Annotated in this window: 24 protein-coding genes and 1 pseudogene; 9 read left to right on the top strand and 16 right to left on the bottom strand. The window is 41.0% G+C overall.

Going from position 1 to position 24216, the window contains the following annotated elements; translation table 11 throughout:
• The first annotated feature begins 9 nt into the window (after positions 1-9).
• Positions 10-264, top strand: a complete 255-nt coding sequence (locus ACYTXL_RS11755) for a hypothetical protein (protein ID WP_461924902.1) — start codon at positions 10-12, stop codon at positions 262-264.
• Here the strand turns inward: ACYTXL_RS11755 and ACYTXL_RS11750 are convergent.
• From ACYTXL_RS11750 to ACYTXL_RS11740, 3 genes are all read right to left on the bottom strand, one after another.
• The gene (locus ACYTXL_RS11750; protein ID WP_461924901.1) at positions 235-549 is read right to left on the bottom strand and encodes a TRADD-N-associated membrane domain-containing protein; all 315 of its coding nucleotides are present in this window, start codon (positions 547-549) and stop codon (positions 235-237) included. The genes ACYTXL_RS11755 and ACYTXL_RS11750 overlap by 30 nt on opposite strands.
• Before the next feature lie 1331 nt (positions 550-1880).
• Positions 1881-2123 (bottom strand): hypothetical protein, encoded by a 243-nt coding sequence (locus ACYTXL_RS11745; RefSeq protein ID WP_461924900.1) that lies wholly within the window; start codon positions 2121-2123, stop codon positions 1881-1883.
• Positions 2124-2335: 212 nt separating this feature from the next.
• Entirely contained in the window at positions 2336-2653 is a 318-nt protein-coding gene (locus ACYTXL_RS11740; protein WP_461924899.1) for a hypothetical protein, read from the bottom strand.
• 484 nt (positions 2654-3137) lie between these two features.
• Here ACYTXL_RS11740 and ACYTXL_RS11735 point away from each other — a divergent pair, with 484 nt between their 5' ends.
• Both ACYTXL_RS11735 and ACYTXL_RS11730 read left to right on the top strand, forming a co-directional pair.
• Positions 3138-6656 (top strand): WD40 domain-containing protein, encoded by a 3519-nt coding sequence (locus ACYTXL_RS11735; RefSeq protein WP_461924898.1) that lies wholly within the window; start codon positions 3138-3140, stop codon positions 6654-6656.
• Positions 6649-7392 (top strand): gamma-glutamyl-gamma-aminobutyrate hydrolase family protein, encoded by a 744-nt coding sequence (locus ACYTXL_RS11730; protein WP_461924897.1) that lies wholly within the window; start codon positions 6649-6651, stop codon positions 7390-7392. Before ACYTXL_RS11735 ends, ACYTXL_RS11730 begins: the two co-directional genes overlap by 8 nt.
• Before the next feature lie 101 nt (positions 7393-7493).
• On the opposite strand, the gene ACYTXL_RS11725 is transcribed toward ACYTXL_RS11730, so the two are convergent.
• Both ACYTXL_RS11725 and ACYTXL_RS11720 read right to left on the bottom strand, forming a co-directional pair.
• The gene (locus ACYTXL_RS11725) at positions 7494-8237 is read right to left on the bottom strand and encodes a hypothetical protein (RefSeq protein ID WP_461924896.1); all 744 of its coding nucleotides are present in this window, start codon (positions 8235-8237) and stop codon (positions 7494-7496) included.
• A gap of 619 nt (positions 8238-8856) precedes the next feature.
• Positions 8857-12228, bottom strand: a complete 3372-nt coding sequence (locus ACYTXL_RS11720) for a hypothetical protein (protein WP_461924895.1) — start codon at positions 12226-12228, stop codon at positions 8857-8859.
• A 35-nt stretch (positions 12229-12263) separates the two neighbouring features.
• Between ACYTXL_RS11720 and ACYTXL_RS11715 the strand changes: the two genes are divergently transcribed.
• Both ACYTXL_RS11715 and ACYTXL_RS11710 read left to right on the top strand, forming a co-directional pair.
• The gene (locus ACYTXL_RS11715) at positions 12264-12395 is read left to right on the top strand and encodes a hypothetical protein (RefSeq protein WP_258169890.1); all 132 of its coding nucleotides are present in this window, start codon (positions 12264-12266) and stop codon (positions 12393-12395) included.
• 85 nt (positions 12396-12480) lie between these two features.
• Complete coding sequence (locus ACYTXL_RS11710) at positions 12481-12807, top strand: hypothetical protein (RefSeq protein ID WP_461924894.1); 327 nt, start codon at positions 12481-12483, stop codon at positions 12805-12807.
• Positions 12808-12936: 129 nt separating this feature from the next.
• Here the strand turns inward: ACYTXL_RS11710 and ACYTXL_RS11705 are convergent, their stop codons facing one another.
• Positions 12937-14079: a hybrid sensor histidine kinase/response regulator gene (locus tag ACYTXL_RS11705; protein ID WP_461924893.1), complete on the bottom strand. Its 1143-nt coding sequence runs from the start codon at positions 14077-14079 to the stop codon at positions 12937-12939.
• 446 nt (positions 14080-14525) lie between these two features.
• Between ACYTXL_RS11705 and ACYTXL_RS11700 the strand changes: the two genes are divergently transcribed.
• Positions 14526-15242, top strand: a complete 717-nt coding sequence (locus ACYTXL_RS11700; protein WP_461925028.1) for a response regulator — start codon at positions 14526-14528, stop codon at positions 15240-15242.
• Positions 15243-15405: 163 nt separating this feature from the next.
• On the opposite strand, the gene ACYTXL_RS11695 is transcribed toward ACYTXL_RS11700, so the two are convergent.
• The 6 genes from ACYTXL_RS11695 to ACYTXL_RS11670 all read right to left on the bottom strand — a co-directional run bounded on the left by ACYTXL_RS11695 (position 15406) and on the right by ACYTXL_RS11670 (position 19774).
• Positions 15406-16314, bottom strand: a complete 909-nt coding sequence (locus ACYTXL_RS11695; RefSeq protein WP_461924892.1) for a ThiF family adenylyltransferase — start codon at positions 16312-16314, stop codon at positions 15406-15408.
• Positions 16305-16997 (bottom strand): hypothetical protein, encoded by a 693-nt coding sequence (locus tag ACYTXL_RS11690; protein ID WP_461924891.1) that lies wholly within the window; start codon positions 16995-16997, stop codon positions 16305-16307. The genes ACYTXL_RS11695 and ACYTXL_RS11690 overlap by 10 nt, the downstream gene beginning before the upstream one ends.
• On the bottom strand, positions 16981-17739 hold the full coding sequence (locus tag ACYTXL_RS11685) for a hypothetical protein (RefSeq protein ID WP_461924890.1): 759 nt from the start codon (positions 17737-17739) through the stop codon (positions 16981-16983). Before ACYTXL_RS11685 ends, ACYTXL_RS11690 begins: the two co-directional genes overlap by 17 nt.
• Complete coding sequence (locus tag ACYTXL_RS11680; protein WP_461924889.1) at positions 17712-18536, bottom strand: hypothetical protein; 825 nt, start codon at positions 18534-18536, stop codon at positions 17712-17714. The genes ACYTXL_RS11685 and ACYTXL_RS11680 overlap by 28 nt, the downstream gene beginning before the upstream one ends.
• Positions 18537-18686: 150 nt before the next feature.
• The gene (locus ACYTXL_RS11675) at positions 18687-19124 is read right to left on the bottom strand and encodes a hypothetical protein (RefSeq protein ID WP_461924888.1); all 438 of its coding nucleotides are present in this window, start codon (positions 19122-19124) and stop codon (positions 18687-18689) included.
• Positions 19125-19129: 5 nt separating this feature from the next.
• Positions 19130-19774, bottom strand: coding sequence for a hypothetical protein (locus ACYTXL_RS11670; RefSeq protein WP_461924887.1), 645 nt, complete (start codon positions 19772-19774; stop codon positions 19130-19132).
• 123 nt (positions 19775-19897) lie between these two features.
• Here ACYTXL_RS11670 and ACYTXL_RS11665 point away from each other — a divergent pair, with 123 nt between their 5' ends.
• Complete coding sequence (locus ACYTXL_RS11665; RefSeq protein WP_461924886.1) at positions 19898-20461, top strand: Uma2 family endonuclease; 564 nt, start codon at positions 19898-19900, stop codon at positions 20459-20461.
• A 172-nt stretch (positions 20462-20633) separates the two neighbouring features.
• Here ACYTXL_RS11665 and ACYTXL_RS11660 read toward each other — a convergent pair whose 3' ends face one another.
• From ACYTXL_RS11660 to ACYTXL_RS11645, 4 genes are all read right to left on the bottom strand, one after another.
• A complete protein-coding gene (locus ACYTXL_RS11660) occupies positions 20634-21212 on the bottom strand; it encodes a siphovirus Gp157 family protein (protein ID WP_461924885.1) in 579 nt (192 codons plus the stop codon).
• A 2-nt stretch (positions 21213-21214) separates the two neighbouring features.
• Positions 21215-21469, bottom strand: a complete 255-nt coding sequence (locus tag ACYTXL_RS11655) for a hypothetical protein (RefSeq protein WP_461924884.1) — start codon at positions 21467-21469, stop codon at positions 21215-21217.
• Between the two features lie 82 nt (positions 21470-21551).
• Positions 21552-21998, bottom strand: a complete 447-nt coding sequence (locus ACYTXL_RS11650) for an HNH endonuclease (RefSeq protein WP_461924883.1) — start codon at positions 21996-21998, stop codon at positions 21552-21554.
• A gap of 2 nt (positions 21999-22000) precedes the next feature.
• Positions 22001-22300: a hypothetical protein gene (locus tag ACYTXL_RS11645; RefSeq protein WP_461924882.1), complete on the bottom strand. Its 300-nt coding sequence runs from the start codon at positions 22298-22300 to the stop codon at positions 22001-22003.
• Between the two features lie 149 nt (positions 22301-22449).
• On the opposite strand from ACYTXL_RS11645, the gene ACYTXL_RS11640 reads away from it, so the two are divergent.
• Positions 22450-23070, top strand: coding sequence for a hypothetical protein (locus ACYTXL_RS11640; protein ID WP_461924881.1), 621 nt, complete (start codon positions 22450-22452; stop codon positions 23068-23070).
• A gap of 688 nt (positions 23071-23758) precedes the next feature.
• Positions 23759-24136, top strand: a pseudogene (locus ACYTXL_RS11635) (reverse transcriptase N-terminal domain-containing protein); the annotation flags it as partial.
• Between the last annotated feature and the right edge of the window lie 80 nt (positions 24137-24216).

The following is a 24216-nucleotide window of genomic DNA, read 5'->3' as shown; positions in this document are numbered from 1 at the left end:
CTAGACCAAATGGCGATTTATAAGTCGTCCAGTTGGCTAATCTTGACAGTTCGCAGACCCCACGGTTTGCCAATATTTCTGACAGCACTACCGGGAAGATTTATTGGGGTGACGACTCAACCAGAATTAAGGGTCTTGTCCACTTTTGGTGATCATGAAAAGGGGATGCTCTCAGTTGAGCGATCGCTAATTGGTATAGTTACAGAGGGGAAGTCAAGCCTGTCATTTTGGCAGTTAATTTTTTTCGTTCTTTATTTCAGCTAAAACCTTGTCAAGTCTATCGTTCGCGTCCTTAGCAAGTTGAATGCAACGTACACTTGAAACCAAACCTCCAGCAGCAGCAACAGTTCCTTCTGGAATTTTATTTGATAAAATTAGCCCAGCGCCTACAAAGCCAATAAAGAAAGATACTGTGGTAGCAATCAAGGACAGGTTAAAGCTGTAACGTGCTTGGCGCAAGCGTTCTTGGGTAATCGACAGTTCGATTGTGGAATGAGAATTAGGAGTTGGTTCGTTATTCATGGATTGTGCAGAGGATTTCAATTTCATACTTCTGATCTGTTTGGTTTCATCAATGTGCTTTTATCCCCTAGATGACCAAATTGTGAATCATACCCTGACCAAAAATTGTCACTTAAAGGATAAAGTGGCCGAAATTAAAGCATAAAGTGACCGCAAAGCAGAACTGAGTAGGGAAGAGTGTTTAAGAGATTTGAATGCGTTAGCGAAGCTTAACGAAGTTATCGCCGCAGATTGTGTGCAACGGAAAAATAAGCATTCCAGCTTGATTGGAGCGGCCACTTTATCCTTTAAAAACGGCCATCTTATCCTTTAAGTGACAATTACTTTTGAAGTATTTCGTGACCGTTTGGCTAAATTATCGTTCAAATCACAATCAACCGCAGCCAAGTGTTTACGCGTATGACGTTTCTTTTTACCGGAGTAGTTCTGTTTTTGTTATTCAGGATATTGAGGACGGGCAAATCTGTTCTCTGTCCCATCAATCATCACCGTTGGAATCCCAGGGCGGCCGCATCATGTCAATAAGTAAAGCCTATTCTCAATAGAGTTAAAGATAATGTCATTAACTCTTGCTTATTGCGAAAAAATTAGGCGATCGCTTTGGGGCTTAAAAAATAATTAAACGCGAAATCCTGATTTTTTCGTTGGTTCTTAACCTTCGTTGTGATCAAGAGTAATTTAGATGCGTTTGCCCTGGTTGGAATCCTGGAAACCGTGACAAAAATGCTTCAATGCTTTCTAGATGGCGTTTCGGTAGTGACATCTTCTCCCCCAAAGTCGTTTATTCGATTGGCTGCAATCGATGCATCCACTCATGTGCCTGGGAACGATGCATATCAAAAAGTAGTCCTGCCACATCAAAGGTTGGCTATCATTAGTGGTTAAAAAATTGATTTTTGCACCACAAAAGCACTAAGGAACAAAGCTAATCCTGTGAAACTTAAATATCCGCAATGATCTGAGGACAGTCAATGTGTTTTCATCGGCTGACTTTTTTTGGCTCACAGGAGTTTCTGGGGTAATATCTTCTGGTTCATAGTCATGCCAATCAAACTAAGGTAGTTTCCTCCTCCTAATGCATTGCAATACATTTCAGTCAAAGTCAAGTATATTGTAGGTTGGATAGAGCGGAGTGCAAAACATTAAGCTTCGCATAGGTGGAATTTTATTGCTCAATTCAACCTACATATAGGACTCATATTTGATTTCTGAAAAACCAAATTGGCTAGAAGCTTCCCATACAAAGGTTTGTTCCTCAGCATACTTAGCAAGATTCAAGTATGATTCCTATAGATATTGATTTTTAGCCTTAACTAAACGGTGTTGAATCATTAGCCATCTATGAGATGCTGATGAATTCATTTTTTTAGTAAAGACTCGATAATTATGGCGGCAGCAAACAAACATATTAGAATAATAGTCAATTTTGACAACAAGTCTGCAATCATAGGTAACAGCATTTGAGTCACACCTCCTAATCCCACAAGACTAGAAAGAACAAAGGTAATCGCCAAGCCAAATACAAACAGTAGCAGGCATTTTAAACATCTTGAAGCTAACCGAAATAAGATGTTGTTTTTGTTTTCTTGTTGAGTCTTCATAATTATGCACTCCAAAAATTTGCTAACTTTTTCTATCAATCACCCCTTAAAATATAAGGCAGGAAAAGTTTGATAAACTTTTCCTGCCTTGTAAAAATCACATTTATCATGGCTAGGGTTTGCACATTTTTGACTGTATTTTCTTTGTCTTGCTATTGGTTAGTCGTCACAACTATACCTACACTTTACTGATTTTTGAGAAGAATATCTAATTATTCAGTTGTTTGGTGATGTTTATTCAATTGTGTTGAGATTTGGTATTCACTTGTAGCGTAATTCGATTTCTTCTCCTCCATCAACCAATTCTGTAAATCCTCGTTATTGATGCAATTCTGTAAATCCTCGTTATTGATGACATATCGATAGTGGGTAGAACCCATGATAGTCACCGCAATTTGACCACGCTTAATTCGTTCGCTTTTGACTTCTATGTGACCGAATCCAGTCTCATGCCAACAAGTAAGAAGAATTACCCGCAGCCGAGTCACAATTCTGTCAACTTCATTCGCTTCGCTAGTTTCTCTGGGCATAGTTATGCAACCTTATGCTACACCAGTGCTAGACTCTCAGTTAAAAATTACAAATGTGTCAACCGTTCAATTGCTGGAAAGAAAGGTGTCACCTTTGTGAACAGGAATCTACCAGGGGATTTGCTTACATGATTGAGTGGGCAGTTTTTAATTGGGTTTTTCCAGGAAACGAGTGTCGTAATCTGTGACAACTGTCTCATGTATAGAACTATCTCATGCCGATCCGATTACTGTCAAGCAGTTAAGTGAGAAATTTTATTTGTATGGCTGTAGTCAAATATGTGAGCAGAGTTTAGATGGCTCAAAGCCTTTTGGCTCAAGGCTCCTTAGCAATCAGAATGTGACTATATTCCACATTCTTCATCAATTGAGTATCTGAAAAAATCAAGATTTCCGTACAAGTGACAAGTGTCACAAAAGGTTTTAGATTGTAAGCTATTCTTAGTCACTAAATCGGATGTTAGGTGGAAAGCCACCAAACGATATGAATCAACAACAGTTGAATGAAACCTTCGATAAACTAACGCCACGTCGCCAAGAGGTGTTGCGTTTAGTTTTGGCTGGGGAGTTAGACGAAGCGATCGCTCAAGTTCTGGTTATTCAGCCAGCGACAGTCAGAAAGTACCTAGAAAGACTATATCGAGCATTTGATGTCACTAAAAAATCCGAATTAGTCACATTATTTGCTAAATACAAACCAGAACTCATCAACGGAACCTCTCATCAGATAGTTCCTGTGGCTGAGAAAAGCTCCTCTAACAGTAAACAAGATTTAGGAGAAGCACCGGATACTGTAACTTTTTACGGGCGTACTGAGGAATTAGCTACTCTCCGACAATGGATCATCAACGAACGGTGTCGGATTGTGGGGTTGCTGGGAATGGGTGGACTGGGAAAAACCGCTTTATCTGTGAAATTGGCTACACAATTAAAGTCAGATTTTGATTATATTATCTGGCGTAGTCTCCGAGAGGCTCCCAAGTTAGAGATAATACTGAATGGGATCATTAAATTTTTGTCGAATCAAGAAGAAATTAATACTACAGGTAATATTCATGAAAAAATCACACGTCTGCTGGAGCACTTGAGGTCTTCCCGTTGTTTATTAATTTTAGATAATTTTGAATCAATCCTGGCGGATGGCTCCCATGCAGAAGAATACCGTGATGAATATCAAGACTATAGTATTTTAATTCAGCGGATCGGCGAATTACATCACCAAAGTTGTTTAGTATTCACAAGTCGGGTCAAACCGAAAAAAATTGCTATGCAAGAAGGGGAAAGCTTGCTAATTTGTTATTTACAACTCCAAGGTTTAAAAGATTTAGAAGTAATGAAAATCTTGGAGGCTAAAAAACTTACTGGTACAGACGAGGAAATACAAAAACTAGTAAGATTATACAGTGGTAATCCTTTAGCCTTAAAAATAGTCTCTACTTTTATTCAAGATTTATTTAGCGGAAATGTTTCGGAATTTTTATCTCAAGAAATTACCTTGACACCGTTTGTAGGGATAGAAAGTTTATTAGAGCAGCAATTTACCCACCTGACAGAATTAGAACAAGAAATTATGTACTGGTTGGCAATTAATCGAGAGCCAGTATCTACTATAGAGTTATTTGAGGATATTACCGAAAAACCAATATATTTTGATGTGATTAATGCCTTAGAAAACCTGAAACGATGCTCATTAATTGAAGCCGTTGATGGTAAATTTACCCTGCAAAATGTCGTATTAGAATATATGACTGGTATTCTGATTCGGCAGGTAAGTAAAGAGATAAATTCTGGACAGACGCAATTTTTTAATCGATTTGCTTTAGCCAAAGCTACTGCCCAAGACTATGTGAGAAATAACCAGACACAATTAATTATTAAACCAATTGCTAAAAATGTTAATGAGTTAGATACAAAACTAGTTAAATTACTGGAGGAGCAAAAGCAAAAAATTAGGGATTTACCCAAAGGATATCTTGTGGGTAATATTTTAAATCTATTACGCTATCACAACTACAATTTATCTGGGTTTGATTTATCCAATTTCACGGTATGGCAAGCATATTTAAGAGGTGCAGATTTACGTAATGTAAAAGTTGTTAATGCAGACTTAAACAAAACACGGTTTACAGAGTCCTTTGGGATTGTTTTGGCAGTGGCGTATAACTCGCAAAAATCGATGATTGCCTTGGGTGATACTAAAAGTGAAATTCGCCTCAGAGATGCTAAAGGGCACCAACTTTTAACTTTAGAAGGGCATACAAATTGGATTAGGTCAGTGGCTTTTAGTCCTGATGGAGAAATTTTAGTAAGTGGTAGTGATGATAAAACCGTCAGATTATGGAATACCACAACTGGTCAATTTTTGAGACCATTACAAGGACATAAAGAAAGAGTCTGGTCAGTAGCATTTAGCCCAGATGGAAAAACAGTAGCTAGTAGTAGCGAAGATAAAACAGTTAGACTATGGGATATCCATACTGCTGAATGCTGGAAAATTCTTGAAAAACATACTCATTGGGTACGTGGAGTTGCTTTTAGTCCTGATGGCAAAATTTTAGCTAGTGGTAGTAGTGACAGGACAGTAATTTTGTGGAATGCACACACGGGAAATTACATAAGAACTCTGGAAGGACAACATACAGCGCGGGTACGTACAGTTGCCTTTAGTTCTGATGGTAAAATTTTAGCCAGTGGTAGTGATGACCATACTATTAGGCTCTGGGATATTCATAGCGGCAAGTATCTCCAAACTTTAGCAGGACATACCCAAAGAGTGCGATCGCTAGCGTTTAGCCCAGAACCAAATTCTCGCATTTTGGCTAGTGCCAGTGAAGACCATAAGGTAATTTTGTGGGATATTAATGCTAACAAACGCTACCGGACTTTATCAGAACATACAGAAAAAGTTTGGTCTGTGACCTTTACTGATCCTGAAGGTAAAACTTTAATCAGTAGTAGCGATGACAAAACTGTGAAACTTTGGGATGCTCATACAGGTGAATGTCTCAAAACTCTTGAAGGTTACACAGATTGGGCTTGGTCTCTAGTTTTTCATCCCCGTAGTAACATATTAATTAGTGGCAATGACGACAAAACTATTAAACTCTGGAACTTAGATACAGGTGAAAGTAAATCTTTGGCAGGGCATACCAATAGAATACGCGCAGTTGCTTTGAGTCCTGACAGTAGTATGATTGCTAGTGGTAGTGACGACCAAACTATCAGATTATGGGATACTCAAACGGGTCAACATCGCAAAACTTTAGTAGACCATTTTGATCGCATTTTGACTGTGGCTTTTAGTCCAGATAGTCGTTATTTAGCCAGTGGTGGCGATGACAAAATATTAAGAATATGGAATATTCGTACAGGTGAATACCGCCAAACTCAAGAGAATCATAAAAACTGGCTCTGGTCTGTAACTTTTAGTCCAGATAGCAGCATCTTAGCTAGTGGTAGCGAAGACTGCACAATCAAATTGTGGGATGTAGATACAGGTAAATGCCTTAAAACTCTCTTTGGTCATGATGGATGGGTGCGGTCTGTGCGTTTTAGTCCAGATGGTAATACCCTGGTGAGCGGTAGCGAAGACCACACAGTTAAGCTCTGGGATGTAACTACAGGTAAGTGTATCCAAACCTTGAAAGGAGAAACTGGTTGGGTGCGGACTGTGGCTTTTAGCCCTAAAGGTCGTTTTGTCGCAAGTGCGGGGGGAAACTCAATCATTGAAATTTGGGATATCAAAACTGCTAAACTCTACCAAACTTTGACCGGACATCAAGAAAGAATCTGGTCTGTAGTCTTTAGTGCTGATGGTCAAACTCTTGCTAGTAGTAGTGAAGATGGCACGATTATGCTTTGGCATACAGAAACAGGAGAGTTGAAAAAAACACTCAGGTCTCCCAGACTGTGTGAAGGGATGGATATCACAGGTGCAGTGAATCTCACAGAAGCTCAAATTAAAACTCTAAAAACCCTAGGAGCAAAGAAAAACGATGAGTAGAAGGTCTCGAAAAGCGTTGATTGGTATTACAACCAACGGTCGGCAAGAAGCATTACCGTTTTCTTTGCCAAGTGTTTATATAGATGCAGTCCGCGCCGCCGGTGGTACTCCCATATTATTACCACCAGGCGAAACTGACCCGGCGATATTATTAGAGCCTTTGGATGGTTTAATCATCTCTGGAGGTGGAGACATTAACCCTGTGTGGTATGAAGGTTTAGATCACCCCAGCATTTATTCTGTAGATAGCGATCGCGATGCTTTTGAATTGCAATTAGCTAAATATGCTATGCAACATAATTTACCTGTGTTAGGTATCTGCCGGGGTTTACAAATTCTCATCGTTGCTTCTGGCGGTACTCTCATTCCCCACGTCCCAGAGGTTTATGGTAATTCAGTATTACATCGGATAGATCCTGAACCTGGAAAGCGTTTACCCACAGAACATTTAGTCAAAATAAATGCAGAAAGCCGTCTAGCTAATTTTGTTCAGAATACTCACATATCGGTAGTTTCTTGGCATCACCAAGCAGTACACAAAGTCCCAGATGGTTGGCGTGTTGTAGCCTATGCCCCAGAAGATGGGGTAATTGAAGCAGTGGAACATCAACATCACCCTTGGGCAATTGGTGTGCAATGGCATCCAGAGCTTTCAGTTAATGATCCCCATCATCAAAGAATTTTTCAAGCTTTTGTTCAAGCCACATATATTGAACAAAATTTATTAACAGCGTAAAAGGAATTGAAGATTGGGGAAGGTGGGGCCCCCTCTGGGGATAAGGGGCAATGAGGATTGGGTGAAAATTTCTCTCATCTCGCTCATCCCCAAAGTGAAAATTATAGTAAGATGCGCGGGTGAGGATGAATGTCTTGCAATAAATTATCTAATCCAGACCAAAATTGATCTAACGCCATAGCCATCATGTTTGCGCCTTCAATTGTGGAAGTCAATAATTGTGGTGACTTGTTGAGAATAATACTGGTTAATTCTATTGCTTCTTGGGCGTGTCTTTCTTCAATACCTTGGTCAAAACATTCAGTAAAGTATGGCTCTTGTTTAATAAATGGAAAACAATGAGCCAGCGCATTCATTAATGCTTGCATCCAATCATAAGCAAACATTTCAACCACACAGAAAGGACCTAGAGACTGCGGATAAATATTCTGCACTAAAGATACAAAATTGGCAGTAGTAGGGTCTAGGTATTTTTGTAATTCATCCAAACTGCCAAACTCTTCATCTAGGATGGTCAATTTTGCTCCCAAATTAGCAAAAGCTTGACTTAATTGATAATGGTGAATACCACCATTTTGCCAACTATCATCGTCACTAATAATTCTGAGCTTCCGCTCTCTGAGCGCAGGACTATTTAAGTGCGGTATAAAGTAAACCATGACACGAGTTGCATGACAGGCTGCTTGGTATCTGAGGTAAATTTCTCCTAATAAATCGGGAGAACGAAGTTGTTCTGGTGGCAACAGAGCTAGACGAGAGAAGAAAGGATGCTTGGATGGCAGATGTGTTTGGTAAAGCTCATCTAAAACATCTTGAAATATTTGTTCAACATTTTGAGTTTGCATAAGTAGGAAGGTGTAAATAATTAAAGGTTTGCAGTCAGGACAAAGAATTAGTGCATCTTTAAAGTAATTAAGAGAAAAATCTACGTGTTTCGGTATAAATTGCTATTAGGATTTGGGTCAGGGCGATTTTTTTGGTCAAATCATTCAGTAAAATATCCTTGAAATTCTATGGTAATAAAATCCTCAGATATTTTAACAATCGTCTTGTATCTAGTATGTGCCTGAAGGGGCGACAAGCACCTTACATTCCAAGTGGTGCAAAGGTTTGACGAATTATGGAAAAAAAGATAGGTCAATCATTGTCAAGAATATCTATAGCAATCCTAAATCATTCGTGAAAAGTTAGATCCCCGACAACTTTTACGAAGTCGGGGATCTGGACACCGATAATTTTCACAAATCAGATAGGATTGCTATATCTATTGAAAATGTTACCTTGATTGTATGAAATTAACTTAGAAAATCAACTCTCAGAGTGCCAATTTTTGTTTTTAAACCTGCTGATTAATGTTCTACAAGATATTAGAAAGGAAAATTACTATTGCGGTTTCAAAGATAATCGTAAATTTATAAAATTACTTATGTTATTTAGCGCATTTAAATAATCTCCTTTACCACTTTAGTTCAACTCTATATTCTGACTGCTAATATGGTGTCCATTATGTGATAATTCATGTTTTCTGTGAGGTAATCGTTCCCTCTCTAAAATCATCGCTTCTAGCTCACTGGCACGTTCTTCTGAAAATGGAAATATCTCCTCACCCGTCTGTAGATTACCTCGACAAATCGTCCGCTTACCTTCATTTCGGACAATAAAATCACCACTGGGTTGCACATAAGCAGTCCAATGGCTACCTATCTTAAACTGCTCAATTTCATTACTTGCAGATTGATTGGCTTGTCGCTGTTCGTAGGTAGTAGCGATCGCCCCTACCAAATTATCAAACATTTCCTTACGCCAGAGTTCACGGTGAATGGCTCGGAATTGCCCAGCAGTATCTAACTTTGGTTCTGATTCCGATAATGGAACTTCTGGTAGATTGATTGACTCAGGATTAACCTTGAGGATAATACTAGAGCCATCTGGTTGCAAAGTAGCGGCAAATGTAGCACCAATCGGCAGTTTCGGGCTGTCGGGAGCAAAAGTACCTAAATTCTTGCCATCAATCTGTAATATCGGTGTACCGTTGTAACGATAAAACTCTGGATGTGATTCGGGTAACTCAAAAACTCCCACTTCCAAAGTAACGCTGCGCTTTTTCCATTGCTTACTAGCAAAGTTTTCATTGGCGAAGTCATTGTATTTGATACCCAACACTTTAATTTCATCAAACTGAAAATCCTGAAGCTGCTGACATACTTCCTCTGTAAACAGGTTATATGCCAAAGCACCAACACCTGAATCCTGACGTGATGTTGCCCAACTATGATCTGCTGGAGGAATAATTCTCAAATCCTTCGGGATATTCAGTTCATCTAAATCGTTAATGTTTTCGCCAAATTTAGCTGCTAATTTATCAACTACTTTGGGGGACAAGTCTTTCAAAGCAAATTCAATCAGAGGTAATTGAGGATGAATCGTGGCATCAAATTTAATTCCCTTTTGTTCTAAAGATTCTTTCCATTTAATAGCACCTGCACCGAAAGGAACGCTCAAAACATAAATATCCTGTGGTAATGCAACGCTTGGCAGTTCATAATCATGCTCAAACGAAAACGTAATTTCCATCTGTTCTGCCAGCTTTAAACAGTCTTTGCGATGCCGATCTAATTCTGGACGGGTATGTTGTGTGTGCCACAGTGCCGCCGCCCCTTCTCTGCGAGACGCTACGCATTGGCGGAGCTTGTCCGCACGACTTACAAATCGTTCCTCTGAAGTGGGGAATAATTCATCAATTTCCGCCCGATAGCTTTCGTAGAGCTTTCCTAGTTCCTCATTAAAGGCTTCCTTGTCATCTCCCACCCGTTCCTTAATCTCGTCTCTAGCTTGCTGAAACCTTGTTTTCAATTCCTCCGCCCATTCCAAGGCATCTACAGATAGCGTCTCTTTGGGAAATAGGTAGCGAAACTCATGCCTATCTCTACTACGAATGCGTGTTGGTTCCCACAAAGGATTGACTACAACTCTTGCAATCACGTTAATTGAGCCGGGAGCATCCGCAGGCATGGCAAAGGAGCGATAAAGTCGTTCATCTTTCTTAAAGTCAAAGAAGTAACTGGGGTGAGACTCTGACCATTTTTTGGCATCGACAAGTAAATTTTCCCCACCTATTTCCTTGATATCTTCTAATCTTTCTGCACTTTTGGGCGAATCTACCTCAACTTGAAGTGCCTGAAATAGACGGTTTAGTAGCTTCCTTTGTCGTCTGCCAAATCGCTCCACATTCTCACCATTTTGGGGCATCGATGACTGTACACGCCCAATGTTTGTTGCTACCAGCCCGACTTTATTTTGACTGCTGGCAGCAGCAATTTCTGCTAAGTTTTTGTATTTTAAGTTGCCTTGTTCATCTGTAATTTCCGTATACGCCAGCTTAGGGCGTTGTTTAACTGGCTCAAATCGTCCTGGTTCACCTGCGCGGAGAGTTTCTTGAGCAATATTAGGCAGTTTAGTCGCAGGGCTGACCATTAATTGGTCGCCGTCAAAATCGGCTTGGTGGTATTCCTCGGCATCCTTGGGGTGAATCCAAACTACGTTGCGAGTTTTCTTCAATTCTGGGTCGTGGATGTTTTGGTAGAGGCGGATGTTGTCTGAGTTGACGATGGGGTAACGAGTGAGAATGACATCTCCTTCCGGTAGATGGGGTACACAGATTGTGCCACGAGTTAGGCGATCGCATGGCATTGCCATACCCGAATTATGGTTGTATCCTCCCTTAATCGCTAAGTCACGCCATTGATTGGCTATGTAATCGGTAGCAAATTTGCGGAATTTGGGGGTTTCAATCAATTGGCCATATTTATCGCTGCGTAATAGGGAAATCCAGCGAGATTCCTGTGCTTGATTGTTAGCATTACCCTCAATTTCGTTAAAAGCTTCTTCTGACTGCTCTTGCTGCGATCGCTGTTGTTTGTCATATTGTTGGATAATGTATTTTGCCAACACCAAGGGATTACGCTGCAACTCGGCAAGTTCTTTAGCTTTTTCTTCGGTGGGTTTGCTCAAATCTTCTTTGATTGCTTCTTCTGAGTACCAAATGGTAAACTGCCAACTATTATCGTAGCTGGTAGCTTTGGCGTTACCTCGATTACCGATTACCGCTTGGGGAAACTCATAGTTACCGCAGGGTATTAAGTTTTTGAGTTCTGACTTTTTAATGCCTTTAATTGAGGAACGATCCATAATAATGTCATAGCCTTTGACATCAGTCAAATTCGCATCGGGTAGGAAAGTACCTTTGGATAAGAAGCTGGTTTTTGGGCACTGGGAATTATCTGGTTCAGCCCAATTACTCCTCCAGGCAAACCGAAATTGGAATGGACAATTCCCTTCTCCTCCCAATTGTTTGGCAAGTTGGGGCGAAATCTTGCCGTGACAGTCTCCTGTTTTATAATGAGCATACTGTGGATCTTCAAAGTCCACAATTTTGACTCGCAGCCCTGTAAAAGTTTCTGAGCCTTTGTAGCAATTACTAACTAGTAAAGAACCATAGCGGCAGGCAGTATCCGGTTCTGTAGCGAATAAGCGTCTAATTTTTTTATGCAGTGAACCATCAGCAAAGTAATAACTATTGCCAGAACTGAAAGCTAACTTGCGTCGGATTCCATCCTGAAAGGTTCTTTGTCTTAAATGGTTGGCATCTGGATTTTTACTATCAATTTTAACCAGTAGTAGAGATTGTAAATCTTCTGCTTCAAACATCTGTTCGAGCAGAGAATTTTTAATGATTTCTGGTTCAGATAAATATCTACCCTTACCATTGTTATACGACCCATCAAAGATAGGTATGCTCAAACCAGAACCTTCTAAGACTCTAGTGGTTAAATCCATTACCAATCATCTATTAGATAGCTTATCTAGCAAGCATGAGACTCCAATATTCACCTTGGCACGAAATTACACTGGATAAAATCATCCAAGTGGATAATTTACTGATTTCATGGCAGACGGTATTTTATACGGTATTAGCTCTGCTAGCAGACTTCCAAGAAAGTTAAATAGCTGAACAGCGCTTTTAATCGTATTATCATTGTTCCACTGTGTTACTCAAGCTACACAATTTTGAAGCTACCACTAGATTTTATGAATAAAAGAATTCAACGACTAGAAGATGGTTTATTAGTCATGCTTTATGACGATGACCCAGATTCACCAGGAGATGAGTTGATCACTCCTTCTGATGATATATCCCAAGATGAGCATTACCCCGAATATGCTCATCTCAAACCTGGTGAAAGCATAATAATTAAGAAAAATCCTATCAAACCTACATCAGGTTATTATTATCCAAGTGGATATGAAGATTTAGATGAATTCCTCAATAGCGATCCTGGGGCAATTGATCGACTAGGTGATGAAAGTTCAACTACTCGTGGTTGGCGTCCACCTGAACCAGATGAATCTTGGTAAAACTTCCCTTAAGATGCACGCATTAATAAGTTACCTTTTTGAATCACTGAAAGCCTTGATTATCAGTTTTGTTGATAAAGTAGGTAACTTATTTCGCTGCAAATCCTTAAGCTCGATTTTCCAAATTTTTTATGCTGATAACATTTCTGAATAAGCTGTTTGCACAGGTAAATAAACTGTGAAGATACTGCCTTTCCCAACAGTCGATGAAACACAAATATTTCCCTGATGGGCTTCAACAATTTGACGGGACAAATATAATCCTAAACCGTTCCCCCGACGTTGATGCTTGCCCTGTCGAAAGCGATCAAATAAGAGTAATTGTTCTTCTGGATTCATGCCAATACCTGTATCCTCTACTTCAATCGTTACCCCTTGAACAGTGGAATTGAGGCGAACTTCTACTGACCCAGCATCACTGAAGCGAATGGCGTTACCAACTAAGTTAGTCAGCAGTCGGCGTAGTTCCAGGCGATCGCCTCTAACACTAACTAAAGAAGCTTCAGTACCCTTTGTCAAGACAGCTTTGAGAGTTAAATGTTTAACATCAGCCAAAGGCATTAGTTCTTGCACTACCTGCTGACATAATTCCCACAGGTCAACTACAAAGAAATCCAAAGTTTTGCCTCCAGCTTCATACTGGTAAACTTCTAACAAAGTATCGACCATTGACAACAAAGTTTGGTTACTCTGAGCCATTTGTTCTAAAGATTCACGCATTGCTGATAAGGTATTGCCAAAAACACCTCTTTGCAGCAACTTTAGGAATTGGTCAGCAGCTATCAACGGAGTTCGCAGATCGTGAGTGAGGCGGGTCACATAATCTTCCCGTCGTTGACTGAGAAACAGTTGTTCGTTCATACTGTGTTTTAGTCTCAACAAAGCCCGCACCCTGGACAGTAATTCCTTCTTATCTACCGGCTTGCGAATAAATTCGTCTGCACCTGCATCTAAACCTTTGACGACACTTGATTTTTCATACCCTGTCACCAGCAAAATTGGGATAAAAGGTAAGTTTGAGTTGTGCTTAATTTGCTGGGTAACTTCATAGCCATCCATATCCGGCATCACCACATCTAGCAGTACCAAATCGGGAGGAGATTCGGCAATTTTTACCAATGCTTCAGCACCACTGTCGGCTATGGTCACGTTGTATCCCTTCAGCTTCAAAGTGACTTGCAGCAAGCGGAGGCTGTCAGCTGAGTCATCCACCAGCAGAATTTTTTGGTTTTTTTGTTCTGAAGTTATATTCCAAGATAAAGTGTTCTTCATAAAACGCAATTGTTAATCTGCCTATGTGTAAGAGCCAGGATTCTCGGTTAGAGATAAGTTGCATCCTCCTATGGGTGTGATGTGGACACAGGTCAAAATAAACTGTGTTGCTTTCAGTCTAACTTCAGTACTTTTATATTTTTTTATACTTTGGGAAGATTTTTTCAGAGAATTTTCAGATTAAACCACGTCCATTTTGAACACTGGAGCTTTTTCAACAGCTAGTTGAGATATGTAGCCGATGATATATCAACTTTTCAGCCAATACTGTAAAAATTACTGGTTTCAACCTGGACGAGGTTTAATAACATTGAAATGCCGCTTTGTATCTCAACAGCCACATTTTGGCTGAATAGCTAAAATTTTTCGTCCAATGGAGTAATCCTTTGCTTAAAACCATATTCGACAATTAGAAAAGTATAGTTACCAAGCTGCTGAGGTGAATGATGGGAGATATTCGAGTGGTAATTATTGAAGACCACAGCTTAACGCGGATTGGGATGCGTAGTTCTCTCAACGAGCAAGAAGGTATTCAAGTCGTGGGTGATGAAGCTACAGCGTCCAATGGGTTGAAACTGCTCCAAAGCACAAAACCAGACATAGCAATCATCGATATTGGCTTGCCGGACAGAGACGGGATATGGCTGGTGCAGCAGTTTCGGGAATCTCTGACGCCGGAAACAGCAGTACAGACTAAAGTCATGATGCTCACTTCCTTTGCCAAAGAACAGATGGTACTGGCAGCGTTTGCAGCCGGGGCAGACTCTTACTGTGTGAAGACAATTAAATTCGAGTTGTTGTTGGAAGCGCTGCATATCACCCATGAAGGTCAGTCGTGGATTGATCCAGCGATCGCTCGTATTGTTCTCAAGCATACTCGTCAAGGAGCGGCGGCGGTAAAACCGAATGCTACTCAGACGGTAGCGATTTCTGCAATTGACCCAGAGCAAGCAAGCATTCTGCAAGCAGATCCATTGACAAATCGGGAACTGCAAGTCTTGGAGTTAATTGTCCAAGGCTATAGCAATAACGAGATTGCCCAGAAACTCTATCTCAGCCTGGGAAGTGTAAAAGTATATGTGCGTGGGGTTTTGAACAAGCTTTGTGCAAGCGATCGCACTCAAGCAGCTGTATTGGCGTTGCGGGCTGGTTTACTTAATTAAAGTCACTGTACAGAAGCAACTGTACAGTGCTTGGTTATTAACTTGAGAGAGGAGCGATGTCTACGACGGTCACTGAGCTTTGTCGTACCACTTGCCTACGGCACGCTCCGCGAACGTGGAAGCAAGCTACGCGCAACGTCTCGTAGAGAAGTGCGGGCTACGCCTACGCACAGGAATGACCCAGTAGAATCGCCTGCATAATACCAACTTGCGTTGTATACAGGGATTTTCCGCTACCACTCTCTAAGTCGAAATAAGTAGCAAATCGTCGTAGTTTCCCCGCCGTCAGTTGCAGCAAATAATCAAATGCTTCCGCAGCAACTCGCTGGTTAATGCTCAAGGACTGGCTATTGAGCAAAGCCATTTGTTCACATGACAAGTTGTTGTCTGCCAACTCTTCTGGTTGTGAAACCAGTAGATCAGGTTGCTGTATAGTTGGCGCAGGTAAGCGAAAGCAGCCTAAAGCCTGGAAATAATAGTCATTGGGGTTAGTAGACAGATGAGAACCTAATAGTACCTGACCACTACGCTTGGAGTTACCGCAATCCAAATGCCAAATGTGAGGCGCAGGGCGATGAGTGTTGTGCTGAAGTACTTGGGTAATTGACTCTCTGGCTTTGGCATTATCTACGCAAGCAGTCACAACAATTAGGGTATTGTAACTGGGGACAATCCATTCGGGTTGGAAGGGTTGAGCGATCGCTGTAACTTCCATCTTCCAAGCCAGGGAGTAGCGCAGCGCCAGGGTTTTGGCTTTGTTGAGTCCGATTTCTGCATCACAGAAGCACTGGCGGAAAACGTTAGCTGACTCAACATGATCCGGGTCAACAAAGTAGAGTTTCACCTGTTTACCTTGCTGAGAAAGAACTCTGCCTAACCGAACCAAAGAAGGAGCCAACCAAGAACCAGTGCCGCCGCACCCAACTAGCCACAGTTCTATCTTCGAGTAGTTGACAGTCAGGACAGGAGAAGCATTTGCCAAATCAAGATTTAGCTCCATAGTACGGTTGGTTAAGTTGATAAAGGTATTGGTGAGGGGACAAGCATTTGCTAAATTGAAATTCACCTCCATAGCTTCTCCATCACATTTACAGGCGGTACATCGGTACTGTAGAATTTGCAGCCAGATGAAAGTGAGACATCAACCATAAAAAAGTCTGGGTCAATGTCAAACACTGCTCTAGCAGGTACATCCCAACAGTGGCGAAACAGTCCAACCCGTAATTTAATCTCTGGTTTCAGGGTATTAACTCTACCTAGTACTCCATAAATGCGAAAGCCAGATTCGTCAGCATTATCGGTGGTAGAGAAAAAGGCAGGTAAGGAACCGTGGGAATGGATATCTACAGCCGCTTTCTGGTGGGAAGAGTCACTGCCAGAATGAGTTGGCTGGCAGCTAGTTGGAGTTTGAATTTGCTCTGGGACTTGTAAATCCCAGCCTGCATCAGTACATTGGAGATGAAAGAGAATTTCATGAAATTGATTGCCAGCTTGATAACTCGACCGCCACATTTCCAGTAGTAGCGGTTTGGGAATTAAGGGAGTGACTTTGAGATAAGGTGTTAGGTGAGGTAGCCCTTTGATAGTTTGGGAACACAAGCAAATAGGCATTAATACCTCTATGCCAGGACGAATGGCTCTAGCAAAGATGCCATTTCCGGCATAAAGGTACTCTAATCCACTACTGGTGTGTGTTGGTAGAGATGAAGTTGTGACAATTTTGTAACCAATAATGCCTTCAAGCAATGGGTTCATCGAGGATTTCCTGCACAAGCATAGCGACACTTTTCTGATTGCCGATAGGCACAAGGTCAGATACAGGATAGGTTGCACGTCTGCATCTTTTGTGCAGTTTTAGAAGTTGGTGGCGAACATCCTTACGGTATTTTTGTGATTTACTTATTGTTAAGTGGTTAGTGAAAATACTGGAAATAAACAAATTCCAAGCATAGTTAATTGATAGACTATTAGCAGCAGGTGGTTCGTTCACTCCCCAGCAAACCTGTCCAGAACTGTAGACATTTGGTAGTGGCACATGAAAGGCTGACGCTTGAGGGGTAAACTCCTGTTCTTGAATTGCCCAAACCCAATACTTTAATCCCTTGCCCACAAACACCATTGCAGGTAGCGGAACGATTAAAGAACCAAGTTCATCGCAATTGATTCTATGAGTGGCTGGTGGGATAAATTTTACCAAATATGTGTCTGTACTGCCCGTACCCCAGCGCACAATTCCTGGTTCCATCCAACCAGTATCAATTGGTTCGTTGCTAAAAGCAATTCTCAGGGCTGCCGGTGAGATACATTTGTAAATATGAGCATCGGCAATTTCTTTGTCTCGGTGATGGAAGATGTAAATGCCATCCAAAAACAGCAATTCTGCTTGAATTACTGGAGATTTTCGGGGAGGTTCTGCCAAAATTGCTCGTAGAATCTCGCTGGATAGAATTGCTGCGGATGTAACGTCGATTAACGTGGTTTCAATGCTTGTTTCCATAGTTGTAGTAGAATCTGAGCATGAGGTTTTAAGTCTGCTTCTAGCCAATCAATTAAGTTGGCTGCACAGTTCAGCATCCGGGTGGCTTGCTGCCATTTTCTAGTGAGCAAATCAATAGATGCTTTTGACCAAGGTAGAGAGGTGCAGTCAGGTTGGTAGTAATAATCGTCTGCGTACTCGTCCAACCAAAGGTTTTTAGTTTCATGGTCTAGCAGCTTTAAAGTTAAAGGCAGAAACTTTAAAGGATTATCTAAGTGATGACACTGCCGTTTCAGTTTTTTGTGGTCAATTTTGTCTGGGTGGTCGATGTCAGTGTACGTAATTTCGTAAATTGCAAATTCACTATCAAACCAATCGCTACCTTCTGGGTGTATGTCATCAAGCCAACGGCGACTGTCATGGCTAAAGGGTAAAAGTAGTTGCCAACCATCTTTGAGATGTTCAATTTCTCCATCCATTGTCCAGTCAATACCCATTGGGGTAATAGGAATGCTGTGCAATCTTTGTTCGTAGGCTGTTTCTACAGTCCAGTGGGATAACGGAAACAGATGAGTGTAAATCAGTACAATGAATTCCAGTTCTCTGGGACTATGGCAATCTACATCTGTCGGTGGGTAAATAGCGGCTTGGCTGGCTTTCCATTCGGTGGGAAAGTAGTGCTGATACAGTGCTAGTAAGGAGTAGAGGTTGAGTTGGGTTTCCAGATAATCGAGTGATTCCGTGGCATCTAAGGTAAATTGGCACTGATAAAGACTATAAATTGCCTCTGCCATACTGAGGGGTACGAGGTGAGACATATTTTAGTGCAACTCGTTATTATGGGGGCCGGAATTGAAGAACAAAAAGACAGAGGTAGGTGTGGGGTCTACTTCAATCGAAATGCAAACTGCTATAATGTGGACAATAATTTATCCCTCAAGTCAATTTCCAACCCCTTTTGTCAGCACTCAAAAACCTTCAGGGATAACGCTAGATGTGGGAGTGCAGGCTGTTAGGGATTTTAGGGTTTGGTTGAGTAACTGAGAAAATTCTGTCCCAGCTGCGATCGCCTCTTCAATCTGGACTGATACCTGTCCTGCATTTTGCCAGTCAATTCCAGTGATGATCTGACGTTGACGCATTTGGTAGCACATTTGGACTGCGGGGTTGATTTCTTCAGGAGCCATTATCAAGCAATCTAGAGAAGAAGTACCTTTTTTACCGGGCTTCTTGATGATGTGAATGGGTTCTCCTGGTTTCCGCTCAATGTCTGCGTTTGCCAGTTCAGCGCAAAGAGGAGTGAAGGCATCCCGTAGTAATTGGTCATTAATGGCGATCGCTTCTGGAATCCAGTGTTGTTGACCTTCGTAGATAACAAGTAATTTGTTACTATCTGTAGTATTCATGGCATTTAAAACAGTGATATTTGCGTAGTATTACTAGCTGGTTTAGTAGTATCTGAGCTAGCAGTTTCAGTGCGAACTGGAGTTTGGGCAGTGGGCGGTTTATTGGTTTTGACAACTTTAGTCTGGGCTATATTCCGGCGAATTTGGCGATTAGGAAAATCGGCTTTGAGTTCGTCCAGTAGTTGAACAATTGCAGGTGGTAAATCACCGAGTTCTTCCTGATTGAGCATGGTAACTACAGGGAAATCACCGTGACTGCTGGCAGCAATCATTACAGGTCTATCTCCTGTTTGTTGTGTAGGTAGTAGGGTGATAACGATTTGAACTTTACATTGCTCGAAAATAAATGGTTCTAGTTGATTTACCTTGTTGATAGCAGATGTTTCTATGTCATCGTCGTCTAACTGGTGAGAGTCGATTTCATCTTTGCCGTAGCTATTTTCATCACTTACTGGTTCTAAAAGTTGTAAAAAGTTAGGTTTACCTGCACGCAAGCGTTCCCTGTCAAATAGCAATCCTAGAGCTTGGAATTGTTCTTCAGCAGTGGTTTTTCCCTGTTGTTCTGAAATGTAAGATTTTAAGGTTTCAGATGTAATAGTGAGGTTGGCTTTGACAATGGCCTGTTCTGGTGTTAGCCATTTTGTAGTCATAGCTTTTTTAGCCTTGTTAACTGGTGTGCAAGCAGTTGTGGCGGTAGCCAGAAGTAGAAACTGTTTTTGAGAGTAGGTACTGCTAGACTAAAACATATCCCCTTTGCTTTTCTCGACTGAGCCATGTCCACGGTAATTGCCCAATCCCTGACTCTGGAGGAGTTTCTCAAGCTACCAGAAACAAAGCCTGCAAGCATTTACATTAATGGTGAGATTATCACCAAGCCAATGCCAAAAGGGAAGCATAGCCGATTACAGTTAAGGCTGTGCAACAGTATTAATGATGTTGCCGAAAGCCTTCATGTTGCTTATGCCTTTCCAGAACTGCGCTGTAGTTTTGGTATCCGCTCAATAGTACCTGATGTAGCGGTTTTCAACTGGTCACGTATTCCCTTTGCTGCTGATGGGGAGGCACCCAATGATTTTCTGCTTTCTCCAGACTGGACAATTGAAATTCTTTCTCCCGAACAAAGTTCAAATCGAGTTACAGGCAATATTCTCTATTGCTTAGATCATGGTTGCCAATTAGGTTGGTTGATAGATCCAGAAGATCGTTCTATTTTGGTCTTCCGTCCAAATCAACAACCAGAACTTTTACAGGGTGATGAGCGTTTGCCAGTGTTAGCCGGGATAGACTTGGAGTTAACTGTAGCTCAGGTGTTTGGTTGGCTAAAAATGAGCAGTTAGAGAAACAGATGAAATACTATTTATTTTAGAAACCAGGCTTAATTCAGTTACGTTTGAACATATTTGACTTTCATAGTGCCAACGTACTTAAGTCTTAAAAAAGAGTTATAATTAGCAGCCAACTAAACAGTAAAATTCATGCTGTTGGCTGATAAATTAGTTAAAGCTATTGCTAAGTTAAAAGCGAGTCTTTGAAGTCTTGAATTGCTGTTGCTGTCAAAGCATAGATAACTCGGCGCTTACGCTGGATGTGAGTGCCATCTACAGGAATACCTTTCTTCCAAGCAGCAATGATAGCTTTCTTGTCTGCTGAGTAAACAGTCTTTTCTCTGCGGTATTTTGGAGACAATTGTTCTGCATCTATCAGCACCTCACAACTTGGCGGATTTTCTTGAATTGTGATGCGAAGTGAATTACCAATCATTTGCTCAGGTAGAATTCCTGCGGCGGTTTGTTCTAAAATAGTTTCATCTAATTTTTGTCGCCAGCGTTCTAGTCTTAACAGTGCTGATTGATGTACAGCTTTTAGATGTTCTAGTCGTTGCTTAATAGCCGCTATTTCAGCATCCAGTTGTAATGCCAGTTCTGCTTGGATATCAACAACTTCTTCCTGAACTTCCTGAGTTTCCCAAATAGCGGTGATGATAGCAGCTTCTTCTTCAGTAGTCTGGCAATTGGTTAGTTGTTCCCAGAGATGAGCAGCAGTTTGGGAAAGTCCTGCTAAGGATTGTTGAGCGAGTGCTAAATTCATGATTACCACTCCTCACAAGTTTCGTAGTATTCATATTCAGCTTCAATTTGTTCTAAGATAGCTATAGTGCCTGAATCTAAATTAGTATTGAAAGATAAATTGGAAGCAATTTCTTGTTTAGGTTGAAGATTTTGATGAGCAGCAGTAGTTGAGTCAAGTGAAGTTGTCAGTGTTTGCATAAATGTTGCTTGCTTAATGCTAGAAACCGTGGCGCGATAGCGCGTCTGGAGAGCAACCGCAGCAAGTTTATCTGTCAATGGCTAGGATTCCAAACCCTCACACAAATACCCGAAAAAGTTTAATTTATTAGTGTTCATTAAGATGGATATTCTTTTATTATTATTGACGTAGATCATCAATAGGTGGATGCCAACCTGCTGTTAACCAAAGTTGACGGGAATTTAGAATAAACCCATCATCATGGTTTTGATCATTAAAATCAAAACGACTGCAAGTTGCACGACCTATAGGAGTTGTTCCAATGATATTTAACCCATTTTTTGTCCAGATAAAATGCTCTGACCAATTTTGATTTCTCGGATTAAATAATGGAACTTCTGTTTGTGTTTCTGGATCAATCCCAGTTGTAAAATTATACCGCCTTTGATTACAACGATGACAAGCTAAAGCCAAATTATTGAGATCGTCTGATCCTCCTAAAGATTGAGGAATAATGTGATCAATGGTAAAGGGTGTTGCATTTGAGCGTTCTGGAGAGTGACAATATTCACACAAGTATTTTGCCCTTTTACGGACATTTAAGCGAACAAAATTGTTGATAACCACAATTAAGAAGCAAGTTTAGCGTTGATAAAACTGAAGATTTTTTCTAATTCCAATAACCCAGCTAATTCTGCTTGTTCATCTGGATTGAGTAAATTTTCTTTATTTTTTTCTAATAGTTCCTCTAAACGTATTTGTAATTCTTCAGTAAAAGAAAAAGGACGAAACTGATCGGAAAGATTAAGTTTTATTCCATTTGGTAGCCAAGATGAAGGCTGTTTCATTAATTCTTTCATGGGTATCTCCATTAATCGAGGATTTTGGTCATTAGGTTGACTGGGGTTAGATGCTGGAATATTCGGCAATTTACTGAGGAAGGTTCATTGGTTTTTGTCGGTGGGGGAATGATATTATTATGCACTTGGTCAGTGCCTTAAATAAGTTTTTTTGATTACAATTAAGGTTGATACTTGCGAATAAAAAGCGTTAGACGCGAGCAGCCCGATAACTACTAATGTCTACTAGCTACTATCCGGTTATCCTTTATCCACCACTAGCAAGACGGTTTACTAACGCTTATCAAGCACGGGAGCATCTGAAAGCTTCGTTGCAAGGATGCGTTCAATTACCAAATGTAAATGGTACGGCCAAGCAAGGTGTCAGTGAAAAGGAGTTTTTTCGCCATTTACTGTGTGCGTTTCTAGAGAATCTTATCTGTCAAGCGGTGGAATTTGAAATTCCTGGTTCGTCTCGACGTTACTCAGCTGATTTTATCCTTTACCATCAATCTTCTGGGTTAGCTCTCGATATTGAGATTGATGAACCTTATGCTGGAGATACAGGTAAACCTCACCACTGCATTGATGTTGATGACGATAAAATCCGTAACCGTTTTTTCTTAGAGCGCAATTGGGGTGTGGTGAGATTTGCAGAAGTTCAGGTGGTGCGTCATCCTTGGAGTTGTTGTAAGGCGATCGCTCAAATCATCGCTCGGTTGACTGGAGATGATAGTGTATTCATATTATTGCAAAAATTAGCTGATGTTCCTTTACAAAAACAGTGGACAAAGCGTGAGGCTAGGCTGATGGCTAAGAACAAGTATCGTCAGTCTTATTTACCAAAAATGGGAAAATAAAACTAGAGATAGTACCTTCAATACTCATCTTTAATAGTCATATAATCTTCCCAGAATAGGGCTACCGTGTACACACAAGTATTTTAGAGTTGTCCCACACCGTTTTAATCCTGTACAAAGATATGTGTAGTGCGATTCGTTGATTAGTGAATCACGGTGTAAGTCCGTACATAGCTAATCCAACCTGGCAGCAGATTACTGCCATAGAAGGTTGAACTCTCGGTTTGATGTAGGTGCAAGCCCTACCATTCAGACTCAGAATTGACTCCTTACCTGCCCACACCGAACAAGCTCGTTTCTTGTAGAGTGAAGCTGGGAACAGGGCGCAATTAGACAGCCGTTACGGGCTGACACTAGCGCTAATAGGGGGTTCCCATGATGAAACAGAGCCTAGAAAAGCAACTTAGTCTTTGGGCAGGGCGTAACAACCATCACCCCTGACCCCACTAGAGCTAATCCCCGCCGTAATTGCACGTATAACGGCAAGAGTCCAGGGAATCTAGTAGTTGAAGTGGCTACATCTAAAGGAACTATCAATCTCACCGAGGGAACGAATAAAAACTAATTGTGGGTCTTAAGGCAGTCGAACCTTGGGTAGCCCAGACGAGCGGAGGAATCCCCACAGTTAGGGTAGGACGCAACGTAATTGCTGCGAGGTGTTCAGAAAATACAACCCAGAGAAGAGAAAATGATTAGACACAGTTATCAAACTAGTGAATCTTGGAAAGCTCTACCGTGGAAGAAATTCCGCCGTAACCTTTTCCGCCTTCAAAGACGCGTATTTAAAGCTGTTCAAGTTGGCGATAAGCGGTCAGCACGGTCACTCCAAAAGCTTATTCTTAAATCAACCTCGGCTCGATTTCTTGCAATTAGACAAGTATCTCAGCTAAATGCTGGTAAAAAGACGGCTGGTATCGATGGTAAAAAATCCCTCACCTTTAGCGAACGCTTCCACCTGGAAGAATGGTTAAGAGTGAATAACGGAGATTGGAAACATCAAGGCTTACGGGAAATCCCCATCCCCAAAAAGGACGGGACTACCAGAATGCTTAAAATACCGACGGTGTATTCATATTGCACCTTGATTCAATGAAGTTTAGGGATATTCTCCTCTTTATGATTATTCTCCACTCAATGCGCTGCAAT

Source organism: Nostoc sp. (assembly GCF_054880495.1).
Note: the sequence above shows the minus strand (reverse complement) of the source record. Positions and strands in the feature narration are given on the sequence as shown.